14 protein-coding genes and 1 tRNA gene are annotated in these 15402 nt (G+C 37.6%); 11 read left to right on the top strand and 4 right to left on the bottom strand.

Going from position 1 to position 15402, the window contains the following annotated elements; genetic code table 11:
* Positions 1 to 31 precede the first annotated feature (31 nt).
* Positions 32 to 111: transfer RNA gene (locus BFS30_RS15010), tRNA-Leu, on the top strand.
* 298 nt (positions 112 to 409) lie between these two features.
* Here the strand turns inward: BFS30_RS15010 and BFS30_RS15020 are convergent.
* The 3 genes from BFS30_RS15020 to BFS30_RS15030 form a co-directional block, all read right to left on the bottom strand.
* On the bottom strand, positions 410 to 1012 hold the full coding sequence (locus tag BFS30_RS15020; RefSeq protein ID WP_069380038.1) for a hypothetical protein: 603 nt from the start codon (positions 1010 to 1012) through the stop codon (positions 410 to 412).
* Between the two features lie 275 nt (positions 1013 to 1287).
* On the bottom strand, positions 1288 to 1980 hold the full coding sequence (locus tag BFS30_RS15025) for a hypothetical protein (RefSeq protein WP_208602976.1): 693 nt from the start codon (positions 1978 to 1980) through the stop codon (positions 1288 to 1290).
* Between the two features lie 19 nt (positions 1981 to 1999).
* Positions 2000 to 2590 (bottom strand): Crp/Fnr family transcriptional regulator, encoded by a 591-nt coding sequence (locus BFS30_RS15030; RefSeq protein ID WP_208602977.1) that lies wholly within the window; start codon positions 2588 to 2590, stop codon positions 2000 to 2002.
* Between the two features lie 202 nt (positions 2591 to 2792).
* Between BFS30_RS15030 and BFS30_RS15035 the strand changes: the two genes are divergently transcribed.
* The 3 genes from BFS30_RS15035 to BFS30_RS15045 all read left to right on the top strand — a co-directional run bounded on the left by BFS30_RS15035 (position 2793) and on the right by BFS30_RS15045 (position 4507).
* Positions 2793 to 3326 (top strand): GNAT family N-acetyltransferase, encoded by a 534-nt coding sequence (locus BFS30_RS15035; RefSeq protein WP_069380040.1) that lies wholly within the window; start codon positions 2793 to 2795, stop codon positions 3324 to 3326.
* A 66-nt stretch (positions 3327 to 3392) separates the two neighbouring features.
* The gene (locus tag BFS30_RS15040) at positions 3393 to 3899 is read left to right on the top strand and encodes a Crp/Fnr family transcriptional regulator (RefSeq protein WP_069380041.1); all 507 of its coding nucleotides are present in this window, start codon (positions 3393 to 3395) and stop codon (positions 3897 to 3899) included.
* Between the two features lie 56 nt (positions 3900 to 3955).
* The gene (locus tag BFS30_RS15045) at positions 3956 to 4507 is read left to right on the top strand and encodes a DinB family protein (protein WP_069380042.1); all 552 of its coding nucleotides are present in this window, start codon (positions 3956 to 3958) and stop codon (positions 4505 to 4507) included.
* 36 nt (positions 4508 to 4543) lie between these two features.
* Here BFS30_RS15045 and BFS30_RS15050 read toward each other — a convergent pair whose 3' ends face one another.
* Positions 4544 to 4921, bottom strand: coding sequence for a winged helix-turn-helix transcriptional regulator (locus BFS30_RS15050; RefSeq protein ID WP_069380043.1), 378 nt, complete (start codon positions 4919 to 4921; stop codon positions 4544 to 4546).
* A 105-nt stretch (positions 4922 to 5026) separates the two neighbouring features.
* Here BFS30_RS15050 and BFS30_RS15055 point away from each other — a divergent pair, with 105 nt between their 5' ends.
* The 7 genes from BFS30_RS15055 to BFS30_RS15085 all read left to right on the top strand — a co-directional run bounded on the left by BFS30_RS15055 (position 5027) and on the right by BFS30_RS15085 (position 15385).
* On the top strand, positions 5027 to 5902 hold the full coding sequence (locus BFS30_RS15055; RefSeq protein ID WP_069380044.1) for an SDR family oxidoreductase: 876 nt from the start codon (positions 5027 to 5029) through the stop codon (positions 5900 to 5902).
* A gap of 304 nt (positions 5903 to 6206) precedes the next feature.
* On the top strand, positions 6207 to 6743 hold the full coding sequence (locus BFS30_RS15060) for a hypothetical protein (protein WP_069380045.1): 537 nt from the start codon (positions 6207 to 6209) through the stop codon (positions 6741 to 6743).
* Between the two features lie 144 nt (positions 6744 to 6887).
* The gene (locus BFS30_RS15065) at positions 6888 to 7421 is read left to right on the top strand and encodes an RNA polymerase sigma factor (protein ID WP_069380046.1); all 534 of its coding nucleotides are present in this window, start codon (positions 6888 to 6890) and stop codon (positions 7419 to 7421) included.
* 125 nt (positions 7422 to 7546) lie between these two features.
* Positions 7547 to 8605: a FecR family protein gene (locus BFS30_RS15070; RefSeq protein WP_083252060.1), complete on the top strand. Its 1059-nt coding sequence runs from the start codon at positions 7547 to 7549 to the stop codon at positions 8603 to 8605.
* Positions 8606 to 8843: 238 nt separating this feature from the next.
* A complete protein-coding gene (locus BFS30_RS15075; protein ID WP_069382455.1) occupies positions 8844 to 12149 on the top strand; it encodes a TonB-dependent receptor in 3306 nt (1101 codons plus the stop codon).
* A 6-nt stretch (positions 12150 to 12155) separates the two neighbouring features.
* The gene (locus BFS30_RS15080; RefSeq protein WP_069380048.1) at positions 12156 to 13637 is read left to right on the top strand and encodes a RagB/SusD family nutrient uptake outer membrane protein; all 1482 of its coding nucleotides are present in this window, start codon (positions 12156 to 12158) and stop codon (positions 13635 to 13637) included.
* A 116-nt stretch (positions 13638 to 13753) separates the two neighbouring features.
* Positions 13754 to 15385 carry an ABC-F family ATP-binding cassette domain-containing protein gene (locus BFS30_RS15085; protein WP_069382456.1) on the top strand — a complete coding sequence of 544 codons (1632 nt, stop codon included), beginning with the start codon at positions 13754 to 13756 and terminating at the stop codon, positions 15383 to 15385.
* Positions 15386 to 15402: the final 17 nt, after the last annotated feature.

Raw genomic sequence — 15402 nt, forward strand, 5'->3', positions numbered from 1 at the left:
TATACATTTGCAACCCGCTAACAAAGCAAATGCCCAGCTGGCGGAATTGGTAGACGCGCTGGTCTCAAACACCTGTGGGAAACCGTGCCGGTTCGACTCCGGCGCTGGGTACTAACCGGAATCGAACACATCGATTCCGGTTTTTTTATGACTTTTCTGGGATTAAAGATGCCTCAGGCTATGTTCAAAGTATTCCCGCTGTACAAATCCCTCTTTACGAAAGTAGAGAGGGATTTTTGGTTTAAAAACTTCTTTAACAAATTGGACCATTTTGGCGAAGCACGTCTTTGCCTTCTCATGTCATCGGTAAATGAAATGTTAAACAGGACTTGAGGCATATCGTTTACGTTAAGTCCTGTATGGTTACAGATTCTATTACCTCTTCGGCTCGTTTCCCGAAAAGTAACATTTATGGTTTTACGAATTTGTCCAAATATTTTGAAAAAACATCATTGGCAGTGCCAAATAAAAAACCTAGATATAAAATAAAGGAACCGGGAATCATGATGTAAGGATGCCAAAAATACAGATACCGCCAACCATAGCCCCGGCTTTCATTTATATAGGTATAAACCAATATTCCTGCTGCCAAAGCAATCAATAGTAGCAGCCCAATCGCAGTAAGCACTATGGTTTTGGTATTCCCCACCTGCCCATCTATCCCAATGGTATTGCCCACTTCAAAGTGGCGTTGATATGGCTTTGAGTCCATAAACTCAAACTCGTACGAAGCCGTTCCTTTTCTTTTTTCACCGCACTCCAACAATTGAATAGTGTCATTTTTTTTCAAAAGAAGATTAATCAAAAATTCCTTAATGTAATAGATAAATACGATGAACCAAAGTGCTGTGCCAAGGCCAAGCAAAATGAATGCTTCGTTGGCAGATGTATGAATCATCTGATAATCGCTTTGATGATGATTTCCTGCGTAATGGAGAATGAGTGGCAATCCAATCGCAAAAAATAACAAAAAGATGATCCGAAGTATAATTAAAACATTCCAAAATTTCATAGAAATCAGTTTTTTAGAGCATTAAAATAACGCTTCGCTTTGTTAATTTAGGATTTCTCTGTCAATAAAAAAAAGGATAGGAGGCCTTGTTATGATTTTTACATGCTATAAAGTAAACCGTTTAAGTACGTTTTTGTACATTATAGGCTAAAATCAGCTTATTAAATAACTCTAGTGTGTCATCCTTGCTCTTATCTTAACCTGCTTAATGATTGTGGTTTGATATAAACTTGCCAATTGGTGTTGTGAAGATGTTTAAATTGTCAGTCAGATTGCTAAAAATTAAACCCAAAATGAAGCCCGGGTTCGAAACCAAAGTATTTAGGCCATTTACTTTCCTTTTCTTCAAAAGGTTGTGGTGTATTGGTTTTTATAGGCCAATGAGTCAAACCAATAGATGGTTCTATAAAGAAACGGTTTTTAAATAGTTTAACCTGGTAACCCAAACGGTAGGTCATAAATAACGTGAATCCATTTGTAATCTTTTTATTATCCTCATCATAATATCTTTGAAAAGCATTCATTGCGTGAACGGCTGTATATAATCCTTTCCACCAAAAACGATTGTATGCTAATCCAATTACATTTTGGCGTACGTGTCCGGGATAGTTTTCTCCTGGTGCGTCAAATGATTTTCCCCAAGGGATGCCTAATGGGTAAGCGAACCTGGATCTTTTCAATTCTAAGAAAACGACATCTTTAGGTGTGATCCTATATCCAACATTTAATTGTATAAAATGAGGGGGATTTCGGTCATTAGGAATAAAATTTCCTAACATCAGGAATGTACTCCCAACAAAATACTTCTTATAAGTACTGTCTTGTTTGGCATATTGTGCATTCACTTGTAAAATGCTTGCCATCATTAAGGTCAAAGCGAACAATAAAATTTTCTTTTGCACATCAATACTATTAGTTGTTAAATGATCATGCAAAGGTAGATTGGCAAGATGCCATAACTCGTTCACTTAAGTTAAGAAATGAACCCTATCCCTTATTTTTTCCTACAATCCTTGCTCTTAACCTGCTTAGAGATTGGGGTTTGACACCTAAATAGCTCGCTAATTGATGCTGTGGCACACGCTGAAGAAGGTCGGGTCTTTTTTGTATTAAGTTCAGGTATCGTTGTTCAGGGGAAGAAGTTTTAAACTCATCAAAGTCTATTTGTTGTTTAGCTAAAAGTTCTTCAGCTAATATTCTGCATATGGTTTCAAACTTTGGAAATTTACTGTTTATTTCTACTTCCATATCAGAATTTGAAACAGTAAGTATCGTGTCTTCTATACAACTTACATAATATTCGGACGGAGTTTTGCTTATTACACAAGGCGGGGTCAAAGCTTCCATTTCTGTATAGAAAGCAGTAGTTTTTTCTTCACTATCTAAAACATAATATGTCCGAATGCAGCCTTTTAAAACAAAGTAGCTATCTTTCGATTTTTGTCCTTCTTTGAGTAAAGTCGTTCCTTTCTTAATAGAGCGGAATATGTTTAACGAAAGTATTGCGTTCTTCTCTTCATCTGTCAGAGAAACGTATTTTGATATAAAGTCAAATAGTATGTCTTGCATTGTTTTCATATGTTGTTACTATCGTCTGTTACAATTGGCACCAACTCAAAAATAGGCGGAATTCTAGAATTTAAAAAAGAAACTATATATTCCTGTTTGGACCTTAAATACATTGTAATATGGGCCATGAAGTTTATTCAAACTTTCGTATATATTTGAGTTAGCGGTCAGGCTATGACAGCCACAACGTAAACAAAATAGATCATACAAAATGGTAAACAGAAATTTCAACCCTTTCCCAGTTCTGACAACTGAAAGGCTCACTCTTAGACAATTATCAATTGATGACCAGCAAGATATTTTTGCTTTGCGTTCTGACACAGAAATAAACAAATATCTTGACAGAGAACCAAGCAAGACAATTGAGGATGCAATAAGCTTTATCAGCAAGATTAATGATAACATTCAAAAAAACAAATCCATTTATTGGGTAATTACGCTGACGAAAACAAAAACATTTGTTGGGACAATTTGTCTTTTTGACTTTTCAGACGAAAAAAATAGTTGCGAAATTGGGTATGAGCTTATGACAAAATTCCAAAGCCAGGGAATAATGAAAGAAGCGATAGAGGAAGTTATTGCTTATTCTTTTCAGACATTGCAGTTTCAAAAAATAGTCGCGTTTACTCACAACAAAAATCAGCATTCAATTAAGCTATTGATGAAATTTAACTTTTTTCAATCACCAGAAACAAATAAAGAAAATTCTGATTATAGTGTTTTTGCATTGACTCCTATAAATTGACAACTATAAAGAATTTACTCTAAATGCTGAAAATCTCCCTGCTCAGCCTAATGAAATTGACAGATAATGAAAGAAATAGTTGAACTTTCCGAGAGGACAATAACCATTGATAGAAACGAATTTCTAAAAGTGAAAGGAAGCATTGATACAAACATATACTATGTTGAGAGCGGAAGTTTAAGGATTTTTGTTTTGGATGAGTTTGAAGAACAAATAATTCGGTTTGGTTATAAAAACAATTTAATTCTTTCGCTGGATTCTTTTTTGACGGGCAAACCTTCCGGCCTATATATTCAAGCGATTAAAAAGACCGTGGTAAAAATTATTACAAAGCATCAAATCGACCATTTTTTAAAAACTGAAACCAATAGAAATTTTTGGACTACAATTTTAGAAAAGCTGGTTATTCAGCAAATGGAACGCGAAATTGACATTTTAACAAATTCGCCAAAAGTACGATACGAAAGGGTTTTAAAGAGAAGTCCGCAGCTTTTTCAGGAAATTCCAAATAAATATATTGCAAACTATTTAAGAATGAGTGCAGAGACCTTATCACGATTAAAAAAGTCTTGACTTCAATCAAGAGTTTTCAATAATGCATTGTTGATTTTTGCATAAATTTTTAAATTATGCAATCTGAAAAATTAATAGAATCGCTTTTAGGCCAGACCAGGCAAATTATAAACAAGGTTGAAAAACTGAGAGCCTATGATCTCCATACATTGACCTGGAAAGAAAACGAAATTTCATGGAACATTTTAGAATGTTTAGAGCATCTGAACTTGTATGGTGACTTTTATTTGCCCCAGATGGAAAACAAAATAAAAAACTCAAACACCAGACCCAGCCTTGAATTTAAGAGCGGATTTTTAGGGAGTTATTTTGCGAAAAGCATGTTGCCCAACGCAAAACTAAACAAAATGAAAACTTTTAAAGACAAAAATCCACTGAATACCATACTTGATAAAATGGTTATTGACAGATTTCTTAATCAACAAATTAAACTCATGGACTTGCTAAACAACTCAAGAAATATAAGCTTGAACGAGGTGAAAATTCAGACTTCCATTTCAAGCTTGCTCAGGTTAAAGTTGGGTGATACCTTTGTGTTTTACATCAATCATATCTTTAGACATTTAAACCAAATTGACAGAATACAGTTAAAAATTAACAATACCTAAGTTTGTGGAAGGAACTATATAAAATTCTCTACGATTTCAGGTCCACCTACTTTTGATAGCTTCGGTTCTATGCAACATCCCCCAATCAATCATTGAGTCAATCACACTAGTTATATTCTTCCCAGACTCTGTTAAAATATATTCTATTAATACAGGCGTTTGGTTGTATACTTTGCGTTCTACAATTCCATTGATTTCCAATTCTTTAAGTTCTTTTGATAACATTCTGGGAGTTATTTTCTCAATGTTGTCCTGCAAATCCTTAAACCGGGTTTTCCCATGTAGCAGTGAGGCAATTATCGGCAGTTTCCATTTGCCATTTATGACATTTAAAGTGTCCGTTAAAGCCAGGACATAATGGCGTGGACACTGTTGCACCCTATCTCTATCTATTAACTCCTTGAAATCACTCATTATTATTTCATTATTAGTATACAAAAGTATAGTACTAATCTTTAATAACAAAGTATACTTAATATATTAATATCGCTAGGTTTACATCATAATAAAATATAGCATATGATTTTAGTAACAGGCGCAACAGGTCAATTCGGCTCAAAAGCCATTGATCATTTATTAAACAAAGGTGTTAAACCATCTGAAATTTCCGCTTTAATAAGAAACGAAGCAAATGCACATCATCTTAAAAGCAAGGGAATTGAAGTGAAAATTGGTGATTACACTGACTATGATTCATTGGTTAAAGCATTTCAGGGAGTAGAGAAGCTATTATTGGTTTCCAGTAATGACAGGCAAGCTTTCGAAAACCGAACTGCTCAGCACATAAACCTCATAAAGGCCGCGAAAGAGGCCAATGTTAAATATATTGTCTATACCTCTTTTGTGAGGAATACAAATTTTGAGGATTCGTCTATAGCCGCATTCCAGAATTCGCACGCACAAACGGAAGCATATCTGATAGATAGTGGGCTTGATTATACTATTCTTCAAAACGGTATTTATCTGGAAATGATACCAATTTTTGCCGGAGAAAAAGTAGCTGAGACCGGCGTTATCTTATTTCCTGCAAAGGACGGTAAAGCAAGTTATGTTCTTCGTGAAGAGTTAGCGGAAGCTGCTGCACACGTATTAACTACTGAAGGTCATAAAAAGCAAATTTATAGTTTAGCTAATTCGACTTCTGTCTCTTTTAGTGAAATAGCTAAAGCCATAGGTGATCAGTTGGGAAAAGAAGTTAAATATCAATCCCTGGAAGTTGACATATTTGAATCAAAAATGAAACAGTTTGGCGTTCCAGACTTGTACATTGGTATGTTTACAATGTGGGCAATGGCTCAGGCGCAAGGTGCAATGGAAATCGTGGATGATACGTTAGAAACATTCTTAGGTAGAAAACCTACAACTATGTCTCAGTTTATTACTCGGGTTTATTAGGTTTCTATGTCTCAATTGGACTGATTACTAGTGAAACCATCATAAGCATATCGCTTACAAACAATAATGAACCGAGCTTGTATGCTCATGAATACCATTCAAAAACAAAAGAACCTCTTTGCGAAATCAGAAAGGTTCTTTTGTTTTTGAATATGGCTTTTTCGATGTTTAACCCTATACTTATCATCAAAAACATGAAAAATAGTGCAACTTAATAAAATGTGTTTTTTCTCGGTTTTTGGTAATTGAAACTATTGTATATTTAATCGTTATATGTCATTTTAGAATCCAAACGAATTAATCAATGAGAAGAACATTAACCTTAGTTTTAATTGCAATTCTTACAGTTGGGTCAATTTATGCCCTGGTTATTTATATTAGAATGGATGGTTTTTCGTTTGCGTGGATTCTGAACTTCCTGTTGATGTTATTTGTTGTTATTTTTACTGGAGCGCTAAAGAGCCCACTTTCTTCTTCTTACTATAATGAAAAGAGATGGGAACAGAAAGGACAGGTATACGAACGTCTTGGAATAAATTTTTTCAGAAAATTATTGGTTTGGATTGGTTGGGAAAAGGTAATTAGAAAATCTAATCCAGTAGAAAAAAACACCAAAGCTTTGATGAATCTACATTATACAACAAAGAAATCTGAACTGGATCACGTCATTATTCTGTTCATAGTTCTGGGATTTAACGTTTTTGTAGCATTCAAATTTGGCTTTCTCAAATCTTTGTCCTTGCTCATATTAAATGTCTTACTGAACCTTTATCCAATTTTCCTTCAGCGGTATAATCGTCCACGAATCGAAAGAGCACTCAATTTAAGTAAACGGGGGTAAAGACCTATACCTTTAGTTTGAGATTTCACCTGAATTTTTTACTCAAAAAAAGGATAGAGGAGTGAGCAAAAAAAAGTTTAAATAATAAATAAATTGGATTCTTATTTCTAATATTGCCCCAAATCATCATATAGATTTGGGGATATGCAACAACTGATTACTCGCATTAGAGAAAATGCCGACGAGTTTGCATTTAACGAACTATATCAAAAGCATGCGCATAATTTTTTTCGGTTTGCTCAATCATTTGTGAAGGAAAGAGAGATCGCAGAAGAGATTGTAAACGATATTCTGGTCAGGCTTTGGATTGAACGAAACAAGACTGACCAAATCAGGAACATCCAGGTTTATTTATACACCTCAATAAAAAACGCCTGTTTAAACCATATAAGGAGTATTTCTTCCAAGAGAAATAATGAAGTGAAAGTAACGGAAGCCTACTATTTTCATTTGTCTGTAGATCCATCTCAAATTCTGATTAGCAAAGAGCTCTCTGTTACTATGTTAAAAGCTATAAATGACCTGCCTCCCAGATGTAAACTTATTTTTAAAATGGTAAAGGAAGATGGTTTTTCATGTAAAGAAGTAGCATGCATTCTTGGGCTTTCTGATAAGACCGTATTTGCGCAACTTTCCATTGCCCTTAAGAAGCTTCATACCGTTCTTCACTGTAAATAATAATGCCTTTACTAAGCACAATTTTATTCCGATAAACGTAGCATAAAATTATTTCTAAATCCTTTTAAGAATAATGGCACCCTCGCGTGTCTTTACCTGAAATGCTATAAATACCATTTTGAACTATGATAGAATCCAGATTTATCGAGCTAATGGCTAAAAATATGGGAAAGTCTGCTACTCCTGAAGAAATAAAGGAACTGGAAGAGTTTTTCATTCGTTTCCCCGAATACAAAAAAATGCAAAATTTTACAGATGCGTTAACAACGGAGGAGAAACAGCCGGATACCTGGATGAAAAAGGATTTAGATAAGAATCTTGATCAGATTTGGAAGGAAATAAGGAGAGAAGAAGCCATCGTTGCTCCTATTGAAGAAGCTAAAATAAGACCTTTAGTATTTTGGAAGTGGGCTGCCGCTGTTTTGTTAGTGGGCGTATTAGCCGCATTTTTTTTCTTTGCACAAAAAACAGATCCTTCAGATCGGTTTGCCGGTTCCGGAATGCAAAATGTCTATGTGCCGTTTGGGAAAATCAAGGAACTGCAATTGCCTGATGGCACCAGGGTTAAATTAAACGCTGGAAGTGCCTTGATCTATCCGAAAGTCTTCAGCACAAAAAATAGGATGGTAACTCTTAAAGGAGAAGGCTTTTTTGAGGTAGCTAAAGATGCAAACAAACCATTTCTGGTGCATACTGATAAGGTGATCATAAAAGTGTTGGGAACAGCATTTAATCTCAAAGCTTACTCAACAGATAAAAAGATCGAAACCATATTGCTTAGTGGGAAGATTCAGGTTGAATTAAATGATAAACCTGAAAAGAACATCGTGATGAAGCCTAATGAAAAGTTAACACTAATAAACAAGGACGCAGCAACCGAGTATCAACTGGAAGAGCTTCCTGATCTCCATAAGGATGAAGTAGCAGAGATTGCCTGGCTGAATAATAAGTTAGTGTTTACAAATGAATGTTTCGATGAAGTATCAAAACAAATCGAAAGAAGATTTGATGTAAAAATAGTATTTGAAAATGAGGCCTTGAAAAAGGAAAGAATCAGTGGCGTATTTAAAGATGAATCACTTGAACAGGCACTTTCTTTTATAAAGATGACCACCCCATTTAAATATAGAAGAGATAAGGGAGTGATTTTCCTATCCTTAAGGTCGCATATAATTAACCAATAATAGAACCAAATTAAACCAAAAAAATGCAGAAATTTTACCTCACAGATTCCTGAAAGCTCCGATCAAATAAGGGAAGAATTGACCTCTTCCCTTCAAAAATCCAGATTTAATTCACAAGAGTAAGTGTTTTCGAAGGCCTTACTCTATCTCTTAATTTTCAAAAACAAATGTAATGAAAAAGATTACAAAAGCTTTTGCATGGTTATTTGTGCAACCACCTTTTAAAATAATTCTGCTAATGAAAGGAGCATTATTACTCATTATGTTCACTTGCTTACAAGTTTCAGCATCTGTTTATGCCCAGAAAAAGTTTTCACTTGACCTGAAACAGACAGAAGTGAGCAACATCCTGACCAGGATACAAAAAGAAAGTGATTACCGTTTTTTTTACAATTATTCCAGTATTAAAAAACTGAGAAAAGTAACGCTTCACGTGAAAGATGCATCTATTAATGATGTGCTGGAAGCCGTTCTGGGAAACAAGCTGCCTTATAAAATCACAGCGGATGGTGTGGTATTTATCTACGATCAGGGGACGGCTCAGGCACAGGTGCCTATAAAAGGAAAGGTGGTCGATACCAAAGGGGAAACCCTGATTGGCGTCAGTGTCAAACTTCAGGGAACCAATATCGGGGCAACGACCAATGCAAACGGGGAGTTTGTCATTAATGCTCCCGAAAACGGGGTTTTAGAATTCAGCTATGTGGGTTATGAAAAACAGATCGTTAAGATTGCCGGACAAACAAACCTGACCATCACGATGGTAGAAACCAATTCCAATCTGGATGAAATTGTGATTGTGGGTTATGGAACAGCTAAAAAAATTGATGTGACCGGATCAATTGCCAGTGTTAAGGGCAGTGACATTCAGAATTTACCGGTAAGTACAGTGGCTTCTGCCTTAGAAGGAAGAGCAACAGGTGTTAATATTGTACGTAATGATGGTACGCCGGGCGCAGCGCCAAGTATTCGTATCCGCGGTACAGGTACTATCAACGATGCCAACCCATTAGTCGTAATTGATGGGGTACCATCAAACAATCCGGATGCCTTAAGTGACGTGAACCCGAATGATATTGCTTCGGTGGAGATTTTAAAAGATGCTTCATCGAGTGCGATTTATGGAACGAGAGCGGCAAACGGAGTGGTTTTAGTGACGACCAAAAGAGGTACTTACAGTCAGAAATTATCGACTTCAATCAATGCCTATACCGGAGTATCTAAATCTACCAAATACATTGATTTACTTACTGCCCCGGATCTTTATATGCTGAAAAGAGAAAGATACACCAATGATGGGGTGGCGTTTGAGCAACCATGGGAAGATGCTTACTATGCTACCCAGCGTACAGATTGGCAGAAAGCTATCCTTGGAAGCGGCAAAGTAAACAACATTGACGTAAACATTCAGGGAGGGAATGAGGCTTCCACTTATTATTTTTCAACTTCTTTTTATGATGAGAAGGGGATCATTGATAAATCTTATTTTAAGCGTTTTAGCACCCGCATCAATTCAGAGCACAAGATCAAGCCATGGTTGAAGGTCGGACAAAACCTGCAGGTGACGTATGGAGAAAATAATGGTTTCAATAATAACGATTCTCAGGCGGGACTACTCTTTTCTGCATTAAGGTATAATCCTGCAATTCCTACTGTGAACGAGGATGGATCTTTCGGAACGTCTAAAGTTTTTGCCAATCAGCTTGGGGATATCAATAATCCTTATGCTACGATTCAGAAAGCGGATGCTTACAACCGTAAATACCGGGCGGTGGCCAATGTTTTTGCTGAAGTCCCAATTTATAAGGACCTGAATTTTCGGGTGAATTATGGGTTCGATGGAACAATCAATCGTAGCTATTCTTTTGATATTCAGGATTTAAATCAGGCAAGACGGAATCCGAACTCTACGCTATCGCAAGGAGAAGAGGACAACTATTCTCATTTATTAGACCTGTTACTTATTTATGATAAGCAGGTAAATAAACACCACATCACTTTTACCGGTGGTTACTCTTTACAAAGCTTCAGAGGTAGCTTTTTCTCTGCGGCAAGAACAGGCTATGATGATACTTCCAAAGATCAAAGAACCTTAGATAATGGTAAAAACTTATTGGCTGCAAACGGCACTTATAGAGATCCATATGGTCTTGAATCGGTTTTCGCAAGAGGATTTTATGATTATGACAGTAGATTTTTAGCTACGTTGACCTTTAGGGCAGATGGATCATCTAAATTTGCCAGTTCTAATCGCTGGGGCTATTTCCCTGCTTTCTCTTTAGGCTGGAGATTATCCAATGAGCAATTCATGAAAAACATCAGCTGGATCAGTAATTTAAAGATCACAGGTGGATGGGGTGAATTAGGTAACCAGAACATCGATGGCTTTCAGTATCTGAGTAAAATAGTAGTAGGTAATGGATACGGCACCAATGGTTACACTTTTGGTGGAAATGGAGTAAGCGGCTCGGCAGTAATAAAGACAGCCAACCCGGACATTACATGGGAACGTGCAGCAATGACCAATGTTAGTGTGGAAGCTGGTTTTCTACAGAATAAGTTGAGTACCACCATCACCTGGTTTGATAAAAACACCAAAAGCATGCTTGTTCCGGCACTACAGATTGGAACCACAGGAAGGGTGAGTGCCCCTGACCGTAATATTGGAACCATGAATAACCATGGTATTGAAGTAGACCTGAATTATCAGTCGGGCAACGAATTTCAATACTCGTTTGGTGTGAACGGATCCTTCATTAAAAACAAGGTGACTCAGCTATATGGCACTGGTGCTTTTATTCCTTCTACTGTTTATGGCCGTTCAAGTCAGGAAATATCCAGAACCTATGAAGGTCAGCCTGTTGCTTCATTCTATGGATGGAAAACAGCTGGCCTTTATCAAAACCAGGCTGATATCAATAGTGATCCTTACCTGACAAATGATTCCAGAAAAGGCTTGATTAAGCCAGGCGATGTTCGTTTTGTTGATATCAATGGAGATGGTAAAATTGATGGCTTGGACAGAACTTATTTAGGGAATCCAAATCCTAAGGCTACACTGGGCTTCCAGACAAAGTTATCTTATAAAAGGATTGATTTATCCGCCAATTTAGCCGGGGTATTTGGAGTTAGTTTGTATAATGCAGACCGGATGCAGGGAGTTGACCCAACTTATTCGTTTAATTTATACGCAGAAGCACTAAACAGATGGACTGGTCCCGGAACCAGCAACTCCATGCCAAGAATGTCCCTTGATCGTGCAAATGACAACTACCGCACATCAGACCTGTTTATTGAAAATGGCAATTATGTAAGCCTCAAGAACCTAACGTTAGGGTATACTATACCAGCTTCTATAATGAAAAAGGCGACTTTGAACAGCTTGAGACTTTATGTGACCGGACAGAATTTATTTATGATTACTAACTATTCTGGTTATACGCCAGAACTCGGCTACACCAATGGCAACAGACAAAGGGGCGTAGATGTTGCTCAGTATCCATCCGTAAGGTCATTCACATTTGGTTTAACCCTAAAACTCTAATCCCCCATGAAAACAAAATTTATAATATATACATTTTTATTTGTGGTGGTTCTTTCCGCTGCATGCAAAAAAAACCTGGATCTTAAACAAAAAGGTGTTTATAACACCGATAACTATTTCAGGAATGAGACGGATGCTGTGAATGTCATTTCCGGTATTTATAACTTACTGGCACAGGAAGATTATATTTCTCATGCTGAGACTACTTTTGATGTGGCCTCAGATGATTATTGGAGATCTGGTGACCATGCCGAAGATGAGGCTATTGAAAACTTAACCTATAATGCTTCTAATGCGCAGGTGAATTTTAGCTGGACTTATAAATATGAGACCGTTAACCGTTCCACAAACGCCATCATTAACATTCCGAGAATTATGGAAATCACTCCTGCGGTAAAAAACCGTTGTATGGGAGAAGCATATTTCTTCCGTGCCTTTGGATATTGGAGGTTAATGTTGATTTATGGGGATGTGCCCATTGTTACTGAAGCTGACTATCAAAACAGCAATTTTAATCTGCCAAAATCTCCAATAGAGGAAGTCCGTAAGCAAATAGAAGCAGATCTTTTAAAGGCGGTAGAGCTGTTACCTGAAAATTACCCGGATTCGGAGCGTGGAAGGGTGAATAAAGGGACAGCATTGGGATTGTTAACCAAATTGTACATGTATTGGGAAAAATTGCCCCAGGCAATTGAGACCGGGGAGAAAGTAATTAATAACAATAAATATGCTTTAGCAACCAATTATCAGGATAATTTTACCCGGGCCAATGAGAAGAGTACAGAGATTCTGATGTCTGTACAAGGACTTCAGAACGTGGTGCAAAATGACTATACCATTTACTATATCCCAAGGGCCTGGGGAGGCTATGGGTTCAGTCAGCCTTTAAAAGGTCTTGCTGATGAATTTGAGGCAAATGATACGAGAAAAGCAGCTACATTATTGAGCTTGGGAGATAAGATGGACCTTGGCGATGGAAAAGGGGAGACGGAGTTTACTTCAGACTTATCATCAACGGGGTACAGCTTCCGTAAATACGCTGTTTTCTATCCGTTCAAATCAGATGAGGGCACCGGAGTGGATCATAATTATGCCGTTCCTCTAATGAGATCTGCAGATATCTATCTGTTGGTGGCCGAGGCTAAAATCCGCACGCAGGGAGCCGGAGCAGGTGATGCCCTGATCAATATCGTCAGGAAAAGAGCTTCCCCGCTGTTGAGCCCTGTTGCAGGTGCAGGAATGCCACAGCTGATTCATGAAAGACGGATGGAACTGGCAGGTGAGGGAGAGCGACACCAGGATCTGATGCGTTGGGACAAAAAGAATATAGTTGACATTGCGGCAATATATAACCTTCCGAAATCGAAAGCCCCGGTAGACCAGGCCAAAACAGTAAATTTTGTCAGGCCCAAACATTATTATTATCCTATTCCACAAGTGGAGATTGATAAGAGTAATGGGGTGCTTAAGCAAAATCCAAACTTCTAGTAAGAACATCTCAATAATCGGGCGCTGATATTTTTCAGTGCCCTTTTTATTTGGCTGTCAAATATTCGGAGCATTCTTTTTATGTATCTTTGCCGTCAATTCAATATTCCCATACTGTGATTAATGTAAATAACATCTCCGTCTCATTTGGCGGAACCACGCTATTCAGCGACGTAACCTTTTCAATCAACGAAAACGATAAAATTGCCCTGATGGGTAAGAATGGTGCAGGTAAGTCGACCATCTTAAAGATCATTGCCAATGCGGCTAAACCTACTTCTGGTAACGTAACCGGTCCAAAGGACGCGGTAATCGCCTATTTGCCACAGCATTTCCTTACCCAGGATAAGGTTACTGTTTTTGAAGAAACGATGAAAGCTTTCGAAGAGGTAAACCAAATGCAAAAAGAGCTTGATGAGCTGAATGAGCAACTGACCATTCGTACGGATTACGACAGTGATGACTATATGAAGCTGATCGAACGCGTATCGGAATTGAGTGAGAAATTTTATTCGATCGAAGAGGTCAATTATGATGCAGAGGTAGAAAAGGTACTAAAAGGCCTGGGTTTTGAGCGTAAGGACTTTACCCGCCAAACTGCTGAGTTTTCTGGCGGATGGCGCATGCGTATCGAGCTGGCCAAAATCCTGTTAAAGAAACCCGATCTGATCTTACTTGATGAGCCGACCAACCACATGGATATTGAGAGTATTCAATGGTTAGAAGACTTCCTGATCAACTCAGCAAAAGCAGTCATGGTGATCTCCCACGATCGTGCTTTTGTAGATAACATTACCAATCGTACCATTGAGGTTACCATGGGTAGAATATACGATTACAAAGCTAAATATACCCATTATCTCCAGTTGCGTGCTGACCGCCGTGTGCACCAGCTGAAAGCTTACGAAGAACAACAACGTTTTATTGCAGATAACCAGGAATTTATAGACCGGTTTAGGGGAACCTACTCCAAAACTTTGCAGGTGCAATCTCGTGTGAAAATGCTCGAAAAGCTGGAGGTGATTGAGATTGATGAAGTAGATACTTCCGCATTAAGGTTGAAATTTCCACCATCACCACGTTCCGGTCAATATCCGGTAATTGTAGAGGATCTGACTAAAACTTATGGCGATCATGTGGTGTTCCAAAAAGCATCTATGGTAATCAAACAGGGTGAAAAGGTAGCTTTTGTGGGTAAAAATGGTGAAGGTAAGTCGACCATGATCAAAGCAATCATGAACGAGATCGATTTTGAGGGAAGTTTAAAAGTAGGCCACAATGCTAAGATTGGATACTTTGCCCAGAACCAGGCTGCATTACTTGACGAGAATTTAACGGTATTCGAAACCATTAACCAGATTCCAATAAGCGATGGCAGTATAAAAATAAAAGACCTTTTAGGCGCCTTTATGTTCAGTGGCGATGATACCACGAAAAAAGTTAAGGTACTTTCCGGTGGGGAGAAAACCCGTTTAGCCATGATCAAGTTATTATTAGAACCTGTAAATGTGTTAATACTGGATGAGCCAACCAACCATTTGGACATGAAAACCAAAGATATTATCAAGGATGCGCTTAAGGATTTTGATGGTACTTTGATCCTGGTATCCCATGATCGGGATTTCCTTGATGGGTTGGCAGAAAAAGTATTTGAATTTGGTAATAAACGTGTCCGTGAACACTTTGAAGACATCAAAGGGTTTTTGGCTTACAAGAAAATGGATAGTTTAAAAGAAATCGAACAATAAATAATTAAAGAGACTTT

The organism is Pedobacter steynii (genome assembly GCF_001721645.1).
In the GTDB taxonomy this organism is placed as follows: domain Bacteria; phylum Bacteroidota; class Bacteroidia; order Sphingobacteriales; family Sphingobacteriaceae; genus Pedobacter; species Pedobacter steynii_A.